Source organism: Pseudarthrobacter cellobiosi, assembly GCF_023913755.1.
Taxonomy (GTDB): Bacteria; Actinomycetota; Actinomycetes; order Actinomycetales; family Micrococcaceae; genus Arthrobacter; species Arthrobacter cellobiosi.
The window spans coordinates 16,845-35,915 of record NZ_JAMXBJ010000040.1 but is presented as its reverse complement, the minus strand read 5'-3'; the positions used below and the strand labels follow the sequence as shown (position 1 = coordinate 35,915).

The 19,071-nt window shown below is 65.7% G+C and carries 13 protein-coding genes and 1 pseudogene; 8 read left to right on the top strand and 6 right to left on the bottom strand.

Annotated features, from left to right (window positions below; genetic code table 11):
• Positions 1 to 35 precede the first annotated feature (35 nt).
• From purU to NG696_RS07620, 8 genes are all read left to right on the top strand, one after another.
• Positions 36 to 935 carry a formyltetrahydrofolate deformylase gene (gene purU, locus NG696_RS07655; protein ID WP_252575081.1) on the top strand — a complete coding sequence of 300 codons (900 nt, stop codon included), beginning with the start codon at positions 36 to 38 and terminating at the stop codon, positions 933 to 935.
• Positions 936 to 1,001: 66 nt separating this feature from the next.
• Positions 1,002 to 3,497 carry a GcvT family protein gene (locus NG696_RS07650; RefSeq protein ID WP_252574997.1) on the top strand — a complete coding sequence of 832 codons (2,496 nt, stop codon included), beginning with the start codon at positions 1,002 to 1,004 and terminating at the stop codon, positions 3,495 to 3,497.
• 60 nt (positions 3,498 to 3,557) lie between these two features.
• Positions 3,558 to 5,255: a choline dehydrogenase gene (gene betA, locus NG696_RS07645; protein ID WP_252574995.1), complete on the top strand. Its 1,698-nt coding sequence runs from the start codon at positions 3,558 to 3,560 to the stop codon at positions 5,253 to 5,255.
• Positions 5,256 to 5,293: 38 nt separating this feature from the next.
• Positions 5,294 to 6,805, top strand: a complete 1,512-nt coding sequence (locus NG696_RS07640) for an aldehyde dehydrogenase family protein (protein ID WP_252575080.1) — start codon at positions 5,294 to 5,296, stop codon at positions 6,803 to 6,805.
• Positions 6,802 to 7,836, top strand: coding sequence for a quaternary amine ABC transporter ATP-binding protein (locus tag NG696_RS07635; protein ID WP_252567827.1), 1,035 nt, complete (start codon positions 6,802 to 6,804; stop codon positions 7,834 to 7,836). Before NG696_RS07640 ends, NG696_RS07635 begins: the two co-directional genes overlap by 4 nt.
• Entirely contained in the window at positions 7,836 to 9,869 is a 2,034-nt protein-coding gene (locus tag NG696_RS07630) for an ABC transporter permease (RefSeq protein ID WP_252574987.1), read from the top strand. Before NG696_RS07635 ends, NG696_RS07630 begins: the two co-directional genes overlap by 1 nt.
• A 75-nt stretch (positions 9,870 to 9,944) precedes the next feature.
• Complete coding sequence (locus NG696_RS07625; protein ID WP_252567831.1) at positions 9,945 to 10,922, top strand: ABC transporter substrate-binding protein; 978 nt, start codon at positions 9,945 to 9,947, stop codon at positions 10,920 to 10,922.
• Between the two features lie 430 nt (positions 10,923 to 11,352).
• Positions 11,353 to 13,509, top strand: a complete 2,157-nt coding sequence (locus tag NG696_RS07620; protein WP_252567833.1) for an amylo-alpha-1,6-glucosidase — start codon at positions 11,353 to 11,355, stop codon at positions 13,507 to 13,509.
• Between the two features lie 78 nt (positions 13,510 to 13,587).
• Here NG696_RS07620 and NG696_RS07615 read toward each other — a convergent pair whose 3' ends face one another.
• The 6 genes and pseudogenes from NG696_RS07615 to NG696_RS07590 form a co-directional block, all read right to left on the bottom strand.
• On the bottom strand, positions 13,588 to 14,097 hold the full coding sequence (locus tag NG696_RS07615) for an aspartate/glutamate racemase family protein (protein WP_252575078.1): 510 nt from the start codon (positions 14,095 to 14,097) through the stop codon (positions 13,588 to 13,590).
• Positions 14,025 to 14,273 (bottom strand): hypothetical protein, encoded by a 249-nt coding sequence (locus NG696_RS07610; RefSeq protein WP_252574985.1) that lies wholly within the window; start codon positions 14,271 to 14,273, stop codon positions 14,025 to 14,027. Before NG696_RS07610 ends, NG696_RS07615 begins: the two co-directional genes overlap by 73 nt.
• Positions 14,263 to 14,460, bottom strand: coding sequence for a hypothetical protein (locus NG696_RS07605; RefSeq protein ID WP_252567836.1), 198 nt, complete (start codon positions 14,458 to 14,460; stop codon positions 14,263 to 14,265). Before NG696_RS07605 ends, NG696_RS07610 begins: the two co-directional genes overlap by 11 nt.
• Positions 14,461 to 14,572: 112 nt before the next feature.
• A pseudogene (locus NG696_RS07600) lies at positions 14,573 to 16,907 on the bottom strand (FdhF/YdeP family oxidoreductase).
• A gap of 108 nt (positions 16,908 to 17,015) precedes the next feature.
• The gene (locus tag NG696_RS07595; protein ID WP_252574983.1) at positions 17,016 to 17,636 is read right to left on the bottom strand and encodes an MBL fold metallo-hydrolase; all 621 of its coding nucleotides are present in this window, start codon (positions 17,634 to 17,636) and stop codon (positions 17,016 to 17,018) included.
• Positions 17,633 to 18,757, bottom strand: coding sequence for an S-(hydroxymethyl)mycothiol dehydrogenase (locus NG696_RS07590; protein WP_252574975.1), 1,125 nt, complete (start codon positions 18,755 to 18,757; stop codon positions 17,633 to 17,635). Before NG696_RS07590 ends, NG696_RS07595 begins: the two co-directional genes overlap by 4 nt.
• Positions 18,758 to 19,071 lie beyond the last annotated feature (314 nt).

The window sequence follows — 19,071 nt, the reverse complement described above, 5'->3', positions numbered from 1 at the left end:
AACGGACCCGTTCCGCGGCCCCCGTCGGGCAGAAACTGGCGGGATCCGGGCAGCAGGCGACGCCGTTCGTCCTCACCGTTGCCTGTCCCGAGCGCCGTGGGATCGTCCACGCCGTGTCCAGCTTCCTCGCGATGCGCGGCTTCGACATCGCCGAGCACCAGCAGTTCGACGACCACGTCAGCAATACCCTCTTCCTGCGCACCGCCTTCACCGGCACGCTGGCAGGAACTGCTGGCAATCGTGCCGGCAGCGCCGCCAGCACGGCCGATTCCCTGGCGGCCGACTTCGCGGAGATCGCCGGCGAGTTCGGTATGGCCTACAGCTTCCACGACGACAGGCCGCAGCGCATCCTGGTGATGGTCTCCAAGTTCGGCCACTGCCTCAATGACCTCATTTTCCGCTGGCGCGCCGGGAGCCTGGGGGCGGACATCGCCGCCGTCGTCTCCAACCATGAGGACCTGCGCCCGATGGCGGAAACAGCAGGGCTTCCCTTCGTTCACGTACCCGTAACGGCGTCCACCAAACCGCAGGCGGAGTCCCGGCTCCTGGAACTCGTGGACGAATACGACGCGGACCTTGTGGTGCTGGCCCGCTACATGCAGGTGCTCTCCGACGGCCTCTGCCGGGAACTCCACGGCCGGGCCATCAACATCCACCATTCTTTCCTGCCCGGATTCAAAGGGGCCAAGCCCTACCACCAGGCCTATGAACGCGGCGTGAAGGTGGTCGGGGCCACTGCCCACTACGTCACCGGCGACCTCGACGAAGGTCCCATCATCGAGCAGGAAGTCTTCCGGGTGGACCACGGCGTGGACCCGGATTCCCTGGTAACAGCAGGCCGTGACGCCGAAGCGATCGCCTTCTCCCGCGCGGTGAAGTGGCATTGCCAACACCGCGTCCTCCTCAACGGCTCCCGGACCGTCGTTTTCCGCTAGAGCCACACCGCCGGCCCCCAAGGGCCGCTTCCATGCACGCAGTAAGTCACGAACAGGAGCTTCCGTATGAGCGCTACACCCCGCGTCGTCATCATCGGCGCCGGCATTGTCGGTGCGAATCTGGCAGACGAGTTGGCCACCCGAGGCTGGACCAGCGTCACCGTACTGGATCAGGGACCGCTCAACCTCGCCGGCGGCTCCACGTCGCACGCGCCCGGCCTGGTGTTCCAGACCAACCCGTCCAAGACAATGACGCAGTTCGCCGCCTACACCGTGGACAAGCTCCTCTCCCTGAGCGACGAGGGTGTCTCCTGCTTCAACCAGGTGGGCGGCCTGGAGATCGCCACCACCCCCGAACGGCTTGAGGACCTCAAGCGGAAGCTCGGCTACGCAACCTCATGGGGCATCGAGGGCAGGATCATCGACCCCGACGAGTGCAGCAAGCACTATCCGCTGCTGAATCCCGACATGGCCCTCGGCGGCCTGTACGTCCCGTCCGACGGCCTCGCGTCCGCAGCCCGCGCCGTTCAGTTGCTCATCCGCAAGGCCACGGCTGCCGGCGTCACGTTCATCGGATCAACCCCGGTGACCGGGATCGAGCAGGCCGGCGGAAAGGTCACCGGTGTCCAGACTCCCGACGGCGTGGTCCCGGCGGACATCGTGGTCTCCTGCGCCGGCTTCTGGGGCCCCAAGATCGGCGCGATGGCTGGCATGGCCGTGCCGCTGCTGCCGCTGGCCCACCAGTATGTCAAGACCACGGCGGTGCCGGAACTCGTGGGCGCCAACCCCCTGGACCCCTCTAACGGCGCCCGCATGCCCATTCTCCGGCACCAGGACAAGGACCTCTATTTCCGTGAGCACGGAGACAGGATCGGAATCGGCTCCTATGCCCACCGGCCCATGCCCGTGGACCTGGACCGGCTGCCGGAGGTGGCGCCAGGGCAGATGTCCGAGCACCGCATGCCTTCCCGGCTCGAATTCACCGAGGAGGATTTCCTCCCCTGCTGGGAGGACAGCCGGCAGCTGCTGCCCGCCCTCCGCGGTGCGGAGATCGCCGACGGCTTCAACGGCATCTTCTCCTTCACTCCGGACGGCGGCCCGCTGATCGGCCAGGCGCCGGAGCTTGAGGGGTTCTACGTCGCGGAGGCGGTCTGGGTGACGCATTCGGCGGGCGTGGCCCGGGCGGTGGCTGAAATGCTCATCGAGGGCCAGTCCCGCATCCCGCTTCACGAGTGCGAAGTCTCGCGCTTCGAGGCCGCGCAGACCGCGGACAGCTACGTCAGTGAGACCTCACAGCAGAACTTCGTGGAGATCTACGACATCCTGCACCCCCTGCAGCCGCGCGAATCACCCCGGGACCTGCGCGTCAGCCCGTTCAACTGCCGGCAGAAGGAACTGGGAGCGTTCTTCCTCGAGGCCGGCGGCTGGGAGCGCCCGCACTGGTTCGAGGCCAACCGCCCGCTCCTTGACGAGCTGCCGGCTGAATGGAAGGCGCCAGAACGCGGCCCCTGGGCCGCAATGTTCAGCTCCCCCATTTCCGCCGCCGAGGCATGGAAGACGCGCACCGCCGTCGCGCTTTACGACATGACGGCACTCAAGCGGCTGGAAGTTTCGGGTCCCGGCGCCCTGGCCTTGCTGCAGCGGCTCAGCGCCGGGCAGGTCGACAAGAAGCCAGGCGCCGTTACCTACTGCCTTCTGTTGAACGACGACGGCGGCATCCGTAGCGATATCACGATCGCACGGCTCACGGAGACCACGTTCCAAGTAGGCGCCAACGGCAACATCGACTTCGACTACTTCACCCGGGAGGCCCGCAGGCAGACGGCTGATAACGTCAGCCAGTGGGTGCAGGTCCGCGACATTACGGGCTCCACGTGCTGTATCGGCCTCTGGGGTCCGCAGGCGCGGGAAGTTATTGCTAAGGTCAGCACCGATGATTTCACCAATGACGGTCTTCGTTACTTCCGTACCAAGCAGGTGCGGATCGGCGGCATCCCCGTGACGGCCATGCGGCTGTCCTATGTGGGCGAGCTGGGCTGGGAGCTTTACACCACCGCCGAACACGGTCTGAAGCTGTGGGACCTCCTCTTCGAGGCCGGCCAGGAACAGGGCATCATCGCCGCCGGCCGCGGCGCCTTCAACAGCCTCCGCCTGGAAAAGGGATACCGGCTCTGGGGGACGGACATGACGCCCGAACACGAGCCGTACCAGGCAGGCCTGGGCTTTTCGATCGCCAAGAACAAGGACTCCTTCGTGGGCGCCGAAGCCCTCGCCGAACGCCGCGCGCAACCGGCTGCCATGCAGCTGCGCTGCCTGACGGTCGACGACGGCACTTCGGTGGTGCTGGGCAAGGAACCCGTGTATTTCAAGGGCGAAGCCGCCGGTTACGTGACCAGCGCGGCCTACGGCTACACGGTGAAGCGGCCGATCGCCTACGCCTGGCTCCCGGCCAGCGCCTCCGAAGGCGATGGCGTGGAAATCGAATACTTCGGCACCCGGATCGCCGCAACCGTCACGGCGGAGCCGCTGGTGGACCCGGGCATGGAACGCCTGCGCGGCTGAACCGGACCATCCAGGCCCTTCAACACTCCTCCCAGACCACGCCCCAAGGAGATTTACCTGATGACGAACGAGAGCTACGACTACGTGATTGTCGGCGGCGGAAGCGCCGGATCCGTCCTGGCGGACAGGCTGAGCGCGGACGGGACGCACACCGTGCTGGTCCTTGAAGCCGGACGCAGCGACTACCCGTGGGACCTTTTCATCCAGATGCCGGCGGCCCTGACCTTCCCTAGTGGCAACAGGTTCTACGACTGGCAATACGAATCCGACCCCGAACCCCGCATGCACGGCCGCAGGATCGCCCACGCCCGCGGCAAGGTGCTGGGCGGCTCCAGCTCCATCAACGGCATGATATTCCAGCGCGGCAACCCCCTGGACTACGAACGCTGGGGAGCTGACGCCGGCATGGAAACCTGGGATTTCGCGCATTGCCTGCCCTACTTCAAGCGCATGGAAACCGCGCTCGCCGCAGCTCCGGACGATGAACTGCGCGGCCATGACGGACCCCTGGTCCTGGAGCGCGGGCCCGCCCGCAATCCCCTGTTCCAGGCCTTCTTCCGCGCCTCCGAGGAAGCGGGCCACAAGCGCACCGATGACGTCAACGGGTACCGGCAGGAGGGCTTCGGCCCGTTCGACCGAAACGTCCACAAGGGCCAGCGGCTCTCGGCGTCACGTGCCTATCTGCGCCCCAATAAGGGCCGGAAAAACCTGACGGTCCGCACCCGGGCGCTTGCGGCCAAGGTCAATTTCGACGGCACAACGGCCACAGGGGTCACCTACCGCCGGAACGGCCGGCTGCACACGGTCAACGCCAAGGAAGTGGTGCTGTGCGGCGGCGCGATCAATACGCCCCAGTTGCTGCAGCTCTCCGGCGTGGGGGATTCCGCGCTCCTGTTGTCGCTGGGCATCAAGCCCGTGGTGGACCTGCCGGGAGTCGGCGAAAACCTGCAGGACCACCTGGAAGTGTACGTCCAGCACTCCTGCACACAGCCCGTGTCCATGCAGCCGAACCTCAGCCTCTGGCGCTACCCGCTGATCGGACTCCAGTGGCTGCTCGGCCGCAAGGGCCCCGCAGCCACCAACCACTTCGAAGGAGGCGGGTTCGTCCGCTCCAACGAAGACGTCGCCTACCCCAACCTGATGTTCCACTTCCTGCCGGTGGCTGTGCGCTACGACGGCCAGAAAGCCGACGCCAAGCACGGGTATCAGGTCCACGTGGGCCCCATGTACTCCGACGCCAGAGGCAGCCTGAAGATCACGTCCACGGACCCCGCCGCGCACCCGTCCATGCAGTTCAACTACCTGTCCACGGACCAGGATCGGCGCGAATGGGTGGAGGCCATCCGGGTCACCCGCGACATCCTCTCCCAGCCGGCCCTCGCGCCCTACAGTGGCGGCGAACTCTCGCCCGGCCCCTCCGTCCAGACGGACGAGGAGATCCTCGACTGGGTGGCCCGGGATGCCGAAACGGCGCTCCACCCCTCCTGCACCGCCAAGATAGGCCCGGCCTCCGACCCCCTGGCGGTGGTGGATCCGCTCACCATGAAGGTCCACGGCACCTCGGGGCTCCGCGTGGCGGATGCCTCCGCTATGCCCTACGTGACGAACGGCAACATCTACGCCCCGGTAATGATGCTCGCCGAAAAGGCCGCGGACCTCATCCTGGGCCGTACGCCGCTGGCACCCGAGCACGCGGACTTCTACCGGCACGAATCCGCAGTGGCTCCCGAAGCCGCACCAAGCCTGGGTCGCTCATGAGCGGCGTTCAGCTTGCCGGGATCGACAGCCGGACCGTGATGGACCAGGATGCGGCGCCGGTACGCGGCCTCTTCGTGGACGGCCGGTGGAGCGAATCCGGCGCCGGGAAAACGCGGGTCATCACATGCCCGGCGGACGGTGAAAAAGTCGCCGAGGTCGCCGAATCCACGGCCGCCGATGCCGAGGCCGCGGTTGCCAGCGCCCGCAGGGCTTTCGACGGCGGCGCGTGGCCCGGCACCAGCGAGAAGGAACGCGGACAGGTTCTGCTCCGCACCGCCGAACTGCTGGAACGCGACAAGGCGCTCTACGCCCGGGCCGAAGCCCTCGACACAGGCAAACGCTACGTCGAAGCGGAATACGACATCGACGATATCGCCGCCTGCTTCAGGTACTACGGTGGCATCGCCGGAACGGACGCCGGCCGCGTGATCGATACCGGGATACCAGACACCATCAGCCGCGTGGTCCACGCCCCTGTGGGTGTGTGCGGGCTCATCACGCCATGGAACTACCCCCTCCTGCAGGCGTCCTGGAAGGTGGCCCCGGCCTTGTTGGCCGGCAATACCTTCGTCCTGAAACCCAGTGAGCTGACTCCCTCCACCTCCATCCTGCTGATGGATACGCTCCTTGAGGCCGGGCTGCCGGCCGGGGTCGCCAACCTCGTCACCGGCACCGGTCCCGACGTCGGCGCAGTCCTGAGCGAAAGCCCGGACGTTGACCTGGTCTCGTTCACCGGTGGCCTGGCCACCGGGATCAACATCATGAAGTCCGCGGCCAACACGGTGAAGCGGGTTGCCTTGGAACTGGGCGGGAAGAATCCGAACATCGTCTTCGCCGATGCCGACCGCGAGTCCGCCCTGGACAACGCCCTCACCGCGGTGTTCCTGCATTCGGGTCAGGTGTGCTCGGCCGGAACCAGACTCATCATCGAAGAATCGATCCACGACGAATTCGTGGCGGAACTGGTGCGACGTGCGCAGGCCATCCGGCTTGGCGGCCCCTTCGACGAGCTCGCGGAGACCGGCCCGCTGATCTCGGCTGCACACCGTGACAAGGTCCACGCCTACGTCCAGGCCGGCATTGACGAAGGAGCCACGCTTCTGTGCGGCGGCTATATCCCCGATACCGGTGCGATGGCACTCGGCAGCTACTACCCTCCCACCATCCTGGACGGTTGCCACACCTCCATGAACGCAGTCCAGGATGAGTCGTTCGGACCAGTCCTGACCGTGGAGACCTTCAGCACGGAGGAAGAATCCATCAAGCTGGCCAACGACACCGCCTACGGACTGGCCGGCGCCGTCTGGACAAACGACGGATCGCGGGCGCAGCGCGTGGCTGGTGCACTCCGCCACGGCACCGTGTGGATCAACGACTACCACCCCTACGTTCCCCAGGCAGAGTGGGGCGGATTCGGCAAGTCCGGAAACGGCCGCGAACTGGGGCTCCAAGGTCTGGCAGAGTACCGCGAAACCAAGCACATCTGGCAAAACATCAATCCCAAGCCCAGCCACTGGTTCGAGCCTCCACAGGCAGGAGTACAGCAATGAACAGCCCCGACATCTCAGTGCGCAACCTCTGGAAGGTCTTCGGACCCGGGGGCGATAAGATCCCCAACAATCCGGAGCTCTCGGCTCTCAACTCCGCGGAGCTGCTGGAACGCACCGGCTGCGTGGCAGCCGTCCGCGACCTGTGCTTCGACGTGGCCAAGGGCGAGGTCTTTGTGGTCATGGGACTTTCCGGATCCGGCAAATCCACCCTGATCCGCTGTCTGACCCGGTTGATCGAACCCACATCGGGGCAGGTCCTGGTGGACGGGAAGGACGTCCTGCAGGCAGGCGTCGCCGAGCTGCGCGAACTGCGCCGGCGGAAGATGTCCATGGTGTTCCAGCACTTCGGTCTCCTTCCCCACCGCACCGTGCTGGACAACGTCTCCTACGGGCTGCAGATCCGCGGGGCGGCCAAGAAAGAACGCTACGCCAGGGCGCGGGAAATCATCGAACTGGTTGGCCTGAAAGGCTATGAACAGCACTACCCCGACCAGCTTTCAGGGGGAATGCAGCAGCGCGTCGGCCTGGGCCGGGCCCTGGCCGGCGATCCGGACACCATCCTCTTCGACGAACCGTTCTCCGCGCTGGATCCGCTGATCCGCCGGGACATGCAGGCGGAAGTCATCCGGCTGCACAAGGAGATGGGCAAGACCATGGTGTTCGTGACCCATGACCTGTCCGAGGCGCTCAAGCTCGGGGACCGCATCCTGATCATGCGCAACGGCGAGATGGTCCAGTGCGGTACTGGGGACGACCTGGTGGGGTCCCCGGCGGACAAGTATATTGAGGATTTTGTGTCCGAGGTCCCACGCGCGGATGTCCTGACCCTGAAATGGATCACCCGGCCCGTGGCGGCCGGAACGCCGGGAGACGCGCCGGTCCTCAGTTCCCGGATGATCATCCGGGATGCCATAGCGGCGGTCATGCACTCCTCCTGCCCCGTCCTGGTGGAAGATGGCGGCAGGATTACGGGGCAGATCGACCGCGACAGCATCCTGTCGGTGCTGCAGCCCGCGGAAGCAGCGGCCTAATGTCTACCCTCGTCCGAGATCGGGCAACGGTGCAACCCACGCCCGTCCCCGTCCGTGAACCGCGCCGCAGGCCGAGCCGCCGCACCATCCTGCTGGGAGGCGCCGCCGTTGTCTGGATCCTGGGATTCCTTGTCCTGCGCGGAACCTCCACCCTGACCTTGCCCGCCTCAGAGCTGACGGACCTGCACCGGTCCCTGAACCAGTTCAACGCATGGGTAGCAGCGAACCGCGCAGACAACCCCGTCTTCCTGTACGTCTTCACGCCCTTGCGTGCCACCGTCGACGCCGTGGCCAACCTGTTCATCACCACCTTTGCCGCGACTTCCACGGGCCTGCGCCTGCCGGAGATCGGCTGGCTCGGAACCGTAGGCCTGCTGGGTTGGATCGCCTTCGCGATCGGCAACGCGCGGGTCGCGCTGCTGACTGTCGCCGTTTTTACGTTCTTCGGCCTCCAGGGCCTGTTCCTCGAAGCCACGTACACGTTCGCCCTGGTCCTCACGGCAGTGCTGCTGACCCTTCTGGTCGGGATCCCGCTCGGCGTTCTGGCCGGCGTCTACGGCCGGGTTGCCAAGGTGATCACGCCCGTGCTGGACTTTATGCAGACCCTGCCGACATTCGTGTACCTGGCCCCGCTCGCCCTGGTCTTCCTCATCGGCCCGGCGTCGGCCGTCATAGCCACCGTGATCTACGCTGCACCGCCCGTGATCCGGCTGACAGCACACGGCATCCGCGCCATCCCGGAGAACACCCGTGAAGCCTCCGATTCGCTGGGCACAACGGGCCTGCAGCGGCTGGTCACCCTGCAGCTTCCCATGGCCCGGCGGACCATCGTCATGGGAATCAACCAGAGCACCATGGCGGCTCTGTCCATGGTCACCATCGCGGCGCTGATCGCGGCGCCCGGGCTTGGCCAGGTGGTGGTACGGGCGCTGCAATCGCTCGACGTCGGCACAGCTGTCAACGCCGGGCTCTCCATCGTCCTGCTTGCGATCGTGCTGGACCGGGTCACCACCGCCGCCAGCCGCCGCGCAGACCCGGGGACGGCCCGGAACCGCAGGGTTTCCCGCAGGACCAGGTACATCCTCCTCGGCATCACCCTTGTGCTGGCAATGGCCATGGTGCAGTTCTCCCGGACCATGCTGTGGGCAGCAGCGTTCCCCAAGGATCTCAACATCGGTCCGGTCATCGTCCAAGCGGTGGCCTCAGCCAGCCAGTGGATGCAGAGCAACCTGTCGTTGTTCACGGTGTCCTTCCGGGAAGCCGTCACCACCGGAATCCTCAACCCGTTCCAGTCCTTGCTGACGGACACACCCTTCTACCTCCTCGTCGCCGTCATCGCCATTGCGGCCTACGCGCTGGGCGGATGGAAGCTCGCTGCCCTGACCACGGCGTGCCTGGGCGTGATCATCTACCTCGGCCTCTGGAGCGATTCCATGGTCACCCTTGCCGGAACCCTGGTGGCCACCGCAGTTGTCATGGTCCTGGGCGTCATCTTCGGGGTGGCCATGGGCCGGTCCGAGCGGGTGGACCAGATCATGCGGCCCCTACTTGATGCGGGCCAGACGATGCCCGCCTTTGTGTATCTTGTGCCGTTCCTTGGCCTCTTCGGAGCCACGCGCTTCACCGCGATCATCGCAGGCATCATCTATGCCGCCCCGGTGGCCATCAAGATCACGGCCGACGGCATCGCAGCGATTTCCCCCACCGTGGTCGAAGCCGCAGTTGCCAGCGGTTCAACGCCCTGGCAAGTCATTACCAAAGTCCAGCTTCCGATGGCCAGGCAGACGCTGGCCCTCGCTGCCAACCAGGGGCTGATCTACGTCCTGGCCATGGTGGTGGTTGGTGCACTTGTGGGCGCAGGCGGCCTCGGGTACGACGTCGTCGCCGGCTTTGTCCAAAGCGCGCTCTTCGGCAAGGGCCTCGCCGCGGGCCTTGCAATTGTCTTCCTCGGCATCCTGCTGGACAGGATGACCCAGGCTGCCGCAGCCACCCCGGTGCGGAAAATCCCCTCGCCCAAATCCCCATCAACCTAACCGCATGTAACCGTCCTGTGGCTGGCGCAGGGCATGGAGGACCCCCACGCATTCCCCCCAACAAGGAGACCAAAGATGAAAAAAGCTGGACTGCTGTTGAAACGAACTGTCCCGGCGGTGGCTGGAGCTGCTGCCGCAGCCCTACTACTGGCTGGTTGCGGCGGCGCCTCGGTGAACCAGGTGGCTGCTGCCACCGGTGCTGCCGAGGCGCCCTGCGGAAGTGTTAATGTCGCGATGAACGCTTGGGTGGGGTATACGGCCAATGCCGCTGTGTACAGCTATGTGGCGGAGAACAAGCTTGGCTGCACCGTGGTCCAGAAGGACCTTAACGAGCAGATCTCCTGGCAGGGCTTTGCCTCAGGCGAAGTGGACGTGGTGATCGAAAACTGGGGGCATGAGGATCTGGCCAAGCAATACATCACGGAGCAGAAAGTCGCTGTCGACGCCGGCCCTACCGGCAATGAAGGACATATCGGCTGGTACGTACCGCCGTGGATGGCAGAAAAGTACCCGGACATCACCGACAGCAAGAACCTGAACAAGTACGCTTCAATGTTCGCAACATCCGAATCCGGCGGAAAAGGCCAGCTCCTGGACGGCGACCCGGCCTTCGTCACCAATGACGAGGCGCTGGTCAAAAACCTCAACCTCGACTACAAGGTGGTCTTCTCTGGTTCGGAAGCGGCGCTGATCCAGTCGTTCCGGACGGCGGAGCAGAACAAGACGCCGTTGCTCGGCTACTTCTACGAGCCGCAGTGGTTCCTGTCCGAAGTTCCACTCAAGAAGGTCAATCTGCCGGAGTGGACCGAAGGCTGCGACGCCGAGCCCGAGAAGGTGGCCTGCGACTACCCGACCTACACGCTGAACAAGATCATTTCCAAGAAGTTCGAGGACAGCGGCTCACCTGCAGCCAAACTGGCCAAGGCCTTCAAATGGACCAACGAGGATCAAAACTCCGTGGCCACAGACATCCAGGGCGGTATGACGCCCGCGGCCGCGGCCAAGAAGTGGGTGGACGCGAATCAGCAGGTTGTAGATTCCTGGCTCAACTAAGCGCGACCGTACCGGGCCAGGAAAAGTCACCCACCCAGGGAGATCCGTGGGTGGGTGACTTGTTTCCCCCACGCGTCGGTTTCGCGTTGCAGGCGCTGGGTGATCAGTTCGACCCGGCGGGACATCCGGGTGCCGACCTGGAGCCGGTCGCCGGGCCAGCTGGAGGCCTCCCGGGAGTCTTCGAGGGCTCGGCCATCCCCAGTGCGCGGACAATATCTTCCTTGAACTGTTCCCTTCGAGTGTCGCGAAAGTAGTTCAGCATCGGCTCAAGGCATTGCAAGGCTTGGCTCAAGGCCCGGCCACGCGTCCACTCTGGCATCGCGGAGTAGCTAGGCGTAGCGTCATTCACACAGGCAGGCGGCGGCGTCGTCGGGTTGGATTTGTGGTCGGGCGCCGCCTCACCGGTGTCAAGCCTTTGAAGGAGTCGGCGATGGCCGGATGGAACGCGGATACAGCTGCCGGGCCATTGGGGTCCGGGACGGTCACGCTGGTGGAAGGTTCATCATTCTGTATTTCCTCGGCCAACGGAGACATCCATCCGGAACACCCGCACGGGGTTTTCCATGAGGACACCCGGATCCTGTCCCGCTGGAATCTGACCGTCAACGGCCAGTCCATCGAGCCCTTGGCGGCGGAGACGAAGGAGCCGTACCGCGCGCTGTTTGCCGGCCGCGTTCCGCGTTCGGACGGGTATGCGGACAGCCCGCTGATCGTGGAGCGGCTGCGCGAAGTGGGGGCGGGAATCCTGGAGGAGATCACCGTCAGGAACTACTCGGCCGACGCCGCTGAGTGCGTGGTGGAGTTGAGCGTTGAAGCGGATTTCGCGGATCTCTTCGAGGTCAAGGAGGCCCGGATCCAGCGGCACTGGGAGGAAAGCCGCGAGCCTGACGGTGACACGCTGACCATCCGGGCCGCCTGGCAGGACGTCCGGAAGGGAGTCGTTGTCAACGCAGGTGGCGCCGACATCGAAGCGGAGGCCCTGACCTACCGGACGGTCATCCCGCCGCACGGAGAGTGGAACACCTGGGTCAGCGTAGTGCCCAAGGTCGACGGCACGGGCCCCGCGGAGCCGTTCGCCCACTCTGCTGCCGGGGAACTGTCCCCCCGCGACCGGCGCCGGCAGGCCTGGGTGTCCAAGATTCCCGTGCTGCACATGGGCAACCGCTCCATCGAACGGACCCTCCGCCGCAGCTACGACGACCTCGGCGCCCTGCGGATTGAGGATCCGCAGCACCCGGACCGGATCGTCGTGGCTGCCGGTGCGCCCTGGTTCATGACCCTCTTCGGACGCGACTCGCTGTTTGCCTCCATCATGTCGATGCCCGTGGACCCGTCCCTCGCCCTGGGCACCGTGCAGACGCTGGCCGACCGCCAGGGCAGCGCGGTGGATCTGATGAGCGAGGAAGAGCCCGGCAAAATTCTGCACGAAGTCAGGCTCGACGTCTCCAGCGGGCTGGCGCTGGGCGGAAAATCCGCCTACTACGGCAGCGTCGACGCCACGCCGCTGTTCCTGATAGTCCTTGGCGAGGTGAGCCGCTGGGGTTTTGGCGCGGAGACCATTGCCGCACTGCTGCCCCATGCGGACCGGGCGATGGAATGGATCCGGACATACGGGGACCGCGACGGCGACGGCTTCGTCGAGTACGCGCGCCTCAACGAACGGGGCCTGATCAACCAGGGCTGGAAGGATTCGTGGGACGGCGTCAATTTCGCCGACGGCCGCATGGCCGAGGCACCGATCGCGTTGTGCGAGGTGCAGGGGTACGTCTACGGCGCGTACATGGCGAGGTCGTGGTTGGCATACGACGCCGGTGACGAGGCTTTGGCCTCTGACCTCCGGGACCGCGCGGCACGGCTGAAGAAGCAGTTCAACGAACAGTTCTGGATGCCCGAGCGCGGCTACTACGCCATCGCGCTGGACCGCGACAAGCGTCAGGTCGATGCGTGCGCGTCCAACATGGGCCACTGCCTGTGGAACGGCATCATCGACGAGGACAAGGCGCCGATGGTGGTGGAACGGCTAATGTCCCCGGAAATGTTCAGCGGCTGGGGAGTGCGGACCCTGGCAACCGACATGGGCGCCTACAATCCTGCGAGCTACCACAACGGCTCGGTCTGGCCGCACGACAATGCGGTCATCCAAGCCGGCCTCCTGCGCTACGGGTTCGTGGAAGAGGCACAGCGGATCTCCACGGCCCTGCTGGAGGCGGCCGAGTACTCGGAGGGGCGACTGCCTGAACTGTTCTGCGGCTTCGACCGGGAGCACTTCGCCGCGCCTGTGCCCTACCCCACCGCGTGCTCACCGCAGGCGTGGGCGGCCACCACACCAATCTTCCTGGTGACGAACCTGATGCGTTACAACCCGCACGTCTCCGAGGGTGGGCTGTGGATGGACCCCGTGCTGCCGGAATCCTACGGGGACCTCCACATCACCAACGCACCCATGGCCGGCGGCCGGATCACCATCGACGTTTCCGGCTCCGAGGCGACCATCCACGGATTGCCCGAGGGCATGGTGCTCCACAACGGAACACGGCCCTGGATGGCCGACCTGGTGCAGAACGCCAGGATGCACAAGAAGGACTAGGGACTGCAGGAGAGGCCCGGGATTGCGAGGACAGCCGCACCCGGTCCGGCAGGTGCGGCTGTCCTATGTTCTGCTGGGCTACTTTCGGCCGAGCGTCTCCAGCAGCAGCCCGCAGGCGCTCGGGACAGGCTGGATAATCTCCGCACGGGTGGTCTGCGCAAGCCGCAGGGCTGTGGCGCTGAGCGGTCCCCCGGCAATGATGAGGGCCTCGGCGCCGTCCAGCGCAGTTGATTCCCCGACGGCGGCCGCGAGCTCCCGGTACTGCTGCTCGGGGTCCGCTGCCAGCACCAGGGGTTCCGAAGCAGTCAGGCGCACTCCGGTGAAAAACTCGGACTTGCCGTGTGCCGCCACGAGTCTGGCGAGGGATGCGGCCAGCAGCGGCGTGCTCGCGGCCATCCCGAACCTCCGGTTGCCCCGTGATGCCGCGTGGATGGAGCCCTGGCCTATACCAAAGACGGGAACGGCGAGTTCCTCGCTGAGTTGCTCACGGCCGGGATCCCCGATGGCAGCCACGATTACCGCGGCCACCGTGCCGCCGCCGGCCCCACGAGGTAATCCAGTGCTGCACGCCGGACGTGCTGCCGGGATTCGGCCAGGGCGGTTGGGTCGGTGATCAGGGCTGGTCCGGCCGCCGCAGTGAGCCCGATGACTTCCAGGCCGTGGGGCGCGAGCCCGGCAGCGGCCAGGTCCGTCATCATGGCCGTCGTCCTGGCATTCGTGTTCAGGTTGATCAGCAGAACAGTGTGTGAAGTTTCAGTGCCCATAGATCGCAACCTCCTCCTCTGCGGCATCGGCACCTTCCTCGAGCGGCTTGCCGAAGGTCTCAGGCGGGAACTGGACGGTGATGGCCAGGATGCCGAACAGCACCGCGAGCGTGGTGAACATGCCGCCCAGTCCGGAGGCATCAGCGTTCTGCTCGAGGGCGTCGAAGAAAACGCCCAGAAGAATCATGAAGACGATCTGGCACCAAAAAGCGACGGCGACGCTCCGGACCTGCCGGAGTGTCGCCGTCGTTCCCGGCTCACGTATTCATTGGGAATGGGCCAGCCGCACGCGGTGGGAGCTATCCCGCCGGCGCCGCTCCTGCGGAGGCATCAGCAGCGTGCGGCACGAACCGGACGAACATCGCCTTGAAGCCGGGGGTGTTGGATTCCCTGGCCACGTTCTCCTTGTGGACCAGGGCATTGGCCTCGGGGAAGTACGCCGCAGCGCAGCCTTTCGCCGTCGGGTAAGCCACCAAACGGAACTTGTCCGCCTGTCGATCATGCCCCCGGAACGTGCTCACCACGTCCACCAGGTCCCGGTCCAGGAAACCGAGCTCGGCCAGGTCCTCGGGGTGTACCAGGATCACGCGGCGGCCGTCGGAGATTCCGCGGTATCTGTCGTCCAGGCCGTAGAAGGTGGTGTTGTACTGGTCGTGGCTGCGGATGGTCTGGAGTACCAGGTGGCCCTCGGGCGGGATCAGGTACTCCAGCGGGCTGACCGTGAAGCGGCCACGGCCGATGTCCGTCTTGAAGGACCGGGTATCCCGCGGGGGGTTGGGCAGCACAAAGCCGTTCCTGGTCCGGATCCGGGCGTTGAAGTCCTGGAAGCCCGGGATGACGCGGGAGATGTGGTTTCGGACCACGTCGTAGTTCCCGGCCATGGCCTTCCAGTCCACAAGGTGGTCCGGCCCGAAGGTGGCCTCGGCCATCCGGGCAATGATCACCGGCTCGGCGAGCAGGTGCTCTGACACCGGCTGCAGCCTGCCCTGGGTCGAGTGGACCACGGACATGGAATCCTCCACGGACAGGAACTGGGCACCCTTGGGATGCTTGTCGTCCTTGTCAGTCCGGCCCAGCGTGGGCAGGATGAGGGACGTGCGCCCGTGCACCACGTGGGACCGGTTCGGCTTGGTGGACACGTGCACCGTCAGGCCGATCCGCTGCATCCCGGCCTCCAGGGTCTCCGTATCCGAGCAGGCCAGCGAGAAGTTGCCGCCCATGGAGACGAAGACGTCCACGTCGTTCCGGTCGAAGGCTTCCATGGCTTCCACTGCGTCGTAGCCGTGGGGGCGGGGGGGAGGTGATCCCGAATTCCTTGTCCAGGGCTTCGAGCAGCCACTCCTTGGGCTTTTCCCAGATGCCCATGGTCCGGTCGCCCTGGACGTTGGAGTGGCCGCGGACCGGGCAGGCGCCCGCGCCGGGCTTGCCGAAGTTGCCCTGCAGGAGCAGGACGTTGACCATTTCCTTGATGGTGTCCACCGAGTGCGGCTGCTGCGTGACGCCCAGGGCCCAGCAGAAGATGGTGGCCTTGGACCGGATCAGCATCCCGGCCACGATTTCGATCTGTTCCCGGGACAGGCCTGTCGCCTTCTCGGTTTCCGCCCAGTCCAGCTCCCTTCGGGCGTCACGGTAGGCGTCGAACCCGTCGGTTTGCGCGTCAACAAAGGAACGGTCGACGACGGTGCCCGGGTTCCGGTCCTCCTCCGCCAGGAGCAGGTGGCCGAGGGCCTGGAACAGGGCCAGGTCACCGCCCACCTTGATCTGCAGGTACTCATCGGCCAGCGGCGTGCCGCCGCCGACCACTCCGGAGACGGTCTGGGGGTCCTTGAAGTTGAAGAGGCCTGCCTCCGGGAGCGGGTTGACGGCCACTACCTTGCCGCCGTTGTCCTTGCATTCCTTCAGGGCTGAGAGCATCCGGGGGTGGTTGGTGCCGGGGTTCTGCCCGACGACGAAGATGAGTTCGGAGTCGTGGATGTCCTCGAGCGACACGGTGCCCTTGCCGATGCCGATGGTCGGGTTCAGCGCCGAGCCGGAGGACTCATGGCACATGTTCGAACAGTCCGGCAGGTTGTTCGTGCCCAGGGCCCGCGCGAACAGCTGATACATAAACGCGGTCTCGTTCGCGGTGCGGCCGGAGGTGTAGAAGACGCACCGGTCCGGCGTGGAGTCCCGGATGTGTTCGCCAATGAGTTCGAAGGCTTCGGCCCAGGAGATCGGCGAGTAGTGGGTGTCGCCTTCGCGGATCACCACCGGTTCGCTGACCCGGCCCTGGTTGCCCAGCCAGTACTCCGTTTTCCCGGACAGCTCCGCGATGGAGTGCTTGGCCCAGAACTCGGCCCCGACTGTGCGGAGGGTGTTCTCTTCGGCCACGGCCTTGGCCCCGTTCTCGCAGAACTCGGCAGCTTTGCGCTTCGTGGCCGATTCCGGCCAGGCACAGCCGGGGCAGTCGAACCCGCCCTGCTGGTTCAGCCGCAACAGGGACTGCGCCGTCCGGGTCACCCCGGCCTGGGCCACGGCGCGTTCAAGGGCCACCATCACGGCCTTGACTCCGGCCGCTTCCGTTTTGGGTTTGTGGACTGCGAGGTTGTCCTCGTTGATGTCCGCGACGGGGGCTGGCTGCTTGCCGAACTTCATTGTTCCAACTTCCTTTGCGGCTCACGCCGTTCCTGTTCAAAACGCCCGTTGAGGCGCGCCAGCTGTCCGGGCGCGCCTCGTCGGGATTCTGCTGTTCAAGACCCTGCTTTACTGGGAGACCTTAGCCAGCGTTTCCTGTTCTGCACCAATGGTGGTGTTGTCGCCGTGGCCGGTCCGCACCACGGTCTCCCGCGGGAGGGTGAGCAGCCGTTCCCTGATGGAAGTCAGGATGGTCGGGTAGTCGCTGTAGGAGCGTCCCGTCGCTCCCGGGCCGCCGTTGAAGAGGGTGTCCCCGGTGAAGACCGTTCCTTCGCTTTCGAGGTAGAAGCAGGTGGAGCCGGGGGAGTGGCCGGGCGTGTGGATGGCCCGCAGGGTTGCGCCGCCCACCTCGAACACGTCGCCGTCGGCCAGCTCCCGGTCTGGTTCCGTATCGGGGTAGACCTGCTTCCAGAGGACCAGGTCCTCCGGGTTCAGGTAGATGGGCGCTCCCACGGCCTCCGCCACGGTACGTGCAGCCCCGATGTGGTCGTTGTGCGCATGCGTGAGCAGGATGGCCAGGACGTTCCGGCCCCGGACCTGGCCGATGATCGCCGCGGCGTCGTGCGGGGAGTCGATGATCACGCATTCTTCCTCGTTGCCCACGATCCAGACGTTGTTGTCCACGTCCCAGGTGCCGCCGTCGAGCGCAAAAGTGCCCGAGGTGACCAGGTTTTCGATGGTGACGCTCACGCGGTCTCCGTCGCGGACACGGCCCCAGCGGCCGGACGGATTTCTACGACCGAGCGCAGGACCTTGCCCTCGTGCATCTTGGCGAAGGCTTCCTCCACCTGGTCAATGGTGATGCGCTCGGTGACGAAGGCGTCCAGGTCCAGGTTGCCCTGCTTGTAGTGCGCCACCAGCATCGGGAAATCACGGGAGGGCAGGCAGTCGCCGTACCAGGACGACTTCAGCGAGCCACCCCGGCCGAAAACGTCCAGCAGGGGAAGCTCAAGCTTCATGTCCGGCGTCGGGACGCCCACCAGGACCACACGCCCGGCGAGGTCGCGGGCGTAGAACGCCTGCTTGTACGTTTCGGGACGGCCGACGGCGTCAATCACCACGTCGGCACCATGGCCGTTCGTGAGGGCCCGGATGGCCTCGACGGGGTCTTCCTTGCTGGAATCCACGCCGTGCGTGGCCCCGAGGGACCTGGCCATGGCCACCTTGTTGGCGTCGATGTCCACGGCGATGATCGTGGTGGCACCGGCCAGCTTGGCGCCCGCGATCGCGGCGATGCCCACCCCGCCGCAGCCGATTACGGCCACGGACTCGCCGCGCTTGACCTCACCGGTATTGATGGCGGCGCCAATGCCGGCCATCACACCGCAGCCGAGCAGCCCGACGGCGGCGGGATCGGCGTCGTCATCCACCTTGGTGCACTGCCCGGCGGCGACCAGGGTCTTCTCCGCGAAGGCGCCGATGCCCAGCGCGGGCGAGAGTTCCGTGCCGTCCTCAAGTGTCATCTTCTGCGTGGCGTTGTGGGTGTTGAAGCAGTACTGCGGCTGGCCCTTGGCGCATGCCCGGCATCCACCGCACACCGCACGCCAGTTCAGGATCACGCGGTCACCGGGAGACACCTCGGTGACGCCCGGTCCGACGGCGCTGACCACCCCCGTGGCCTCATGGCCCAGCAGGATGGGGAAATCGTCAGTGATGCCGCCCTGCTTGTAGTGCAGGTCCGTGTGGCAAACCCCGCAAGTGAGAATGTCCACCAACGCCTCCCCCGGACCGGGGTCCGGGACCAGGATGGTCTCCACCGATACCGGGGCATTCTTTTCCTTGGCGATGACCGCCTTGACTCTGTGAACCATTAGCTGGTGTTCCTTTCCTGAGTCCACGGACTCCTGGGCGACGGCGCTCCGGGCAATCCAGACGACCCGTCGGGTTCAAAAGGTTCTAACGCCGCAGCTCCGGGCCCTCAACCGCTGGCTGCTGAACTGAAGTTATTGCGTATTACACAACACGGTGCACATAGCGCGTAATCGAAAATATGTCAGCCGCCACGGAGGGTGTCAATAGAGCGCTCTTGGGCTGCGTTCGTCCGCTGTCCGGGTGAGGGCGTGGGCGCCTGCCAGTTGTCGCAACATGCTTTCATCCTACGCAACTGCTTGCGTCGTCCTCTCTT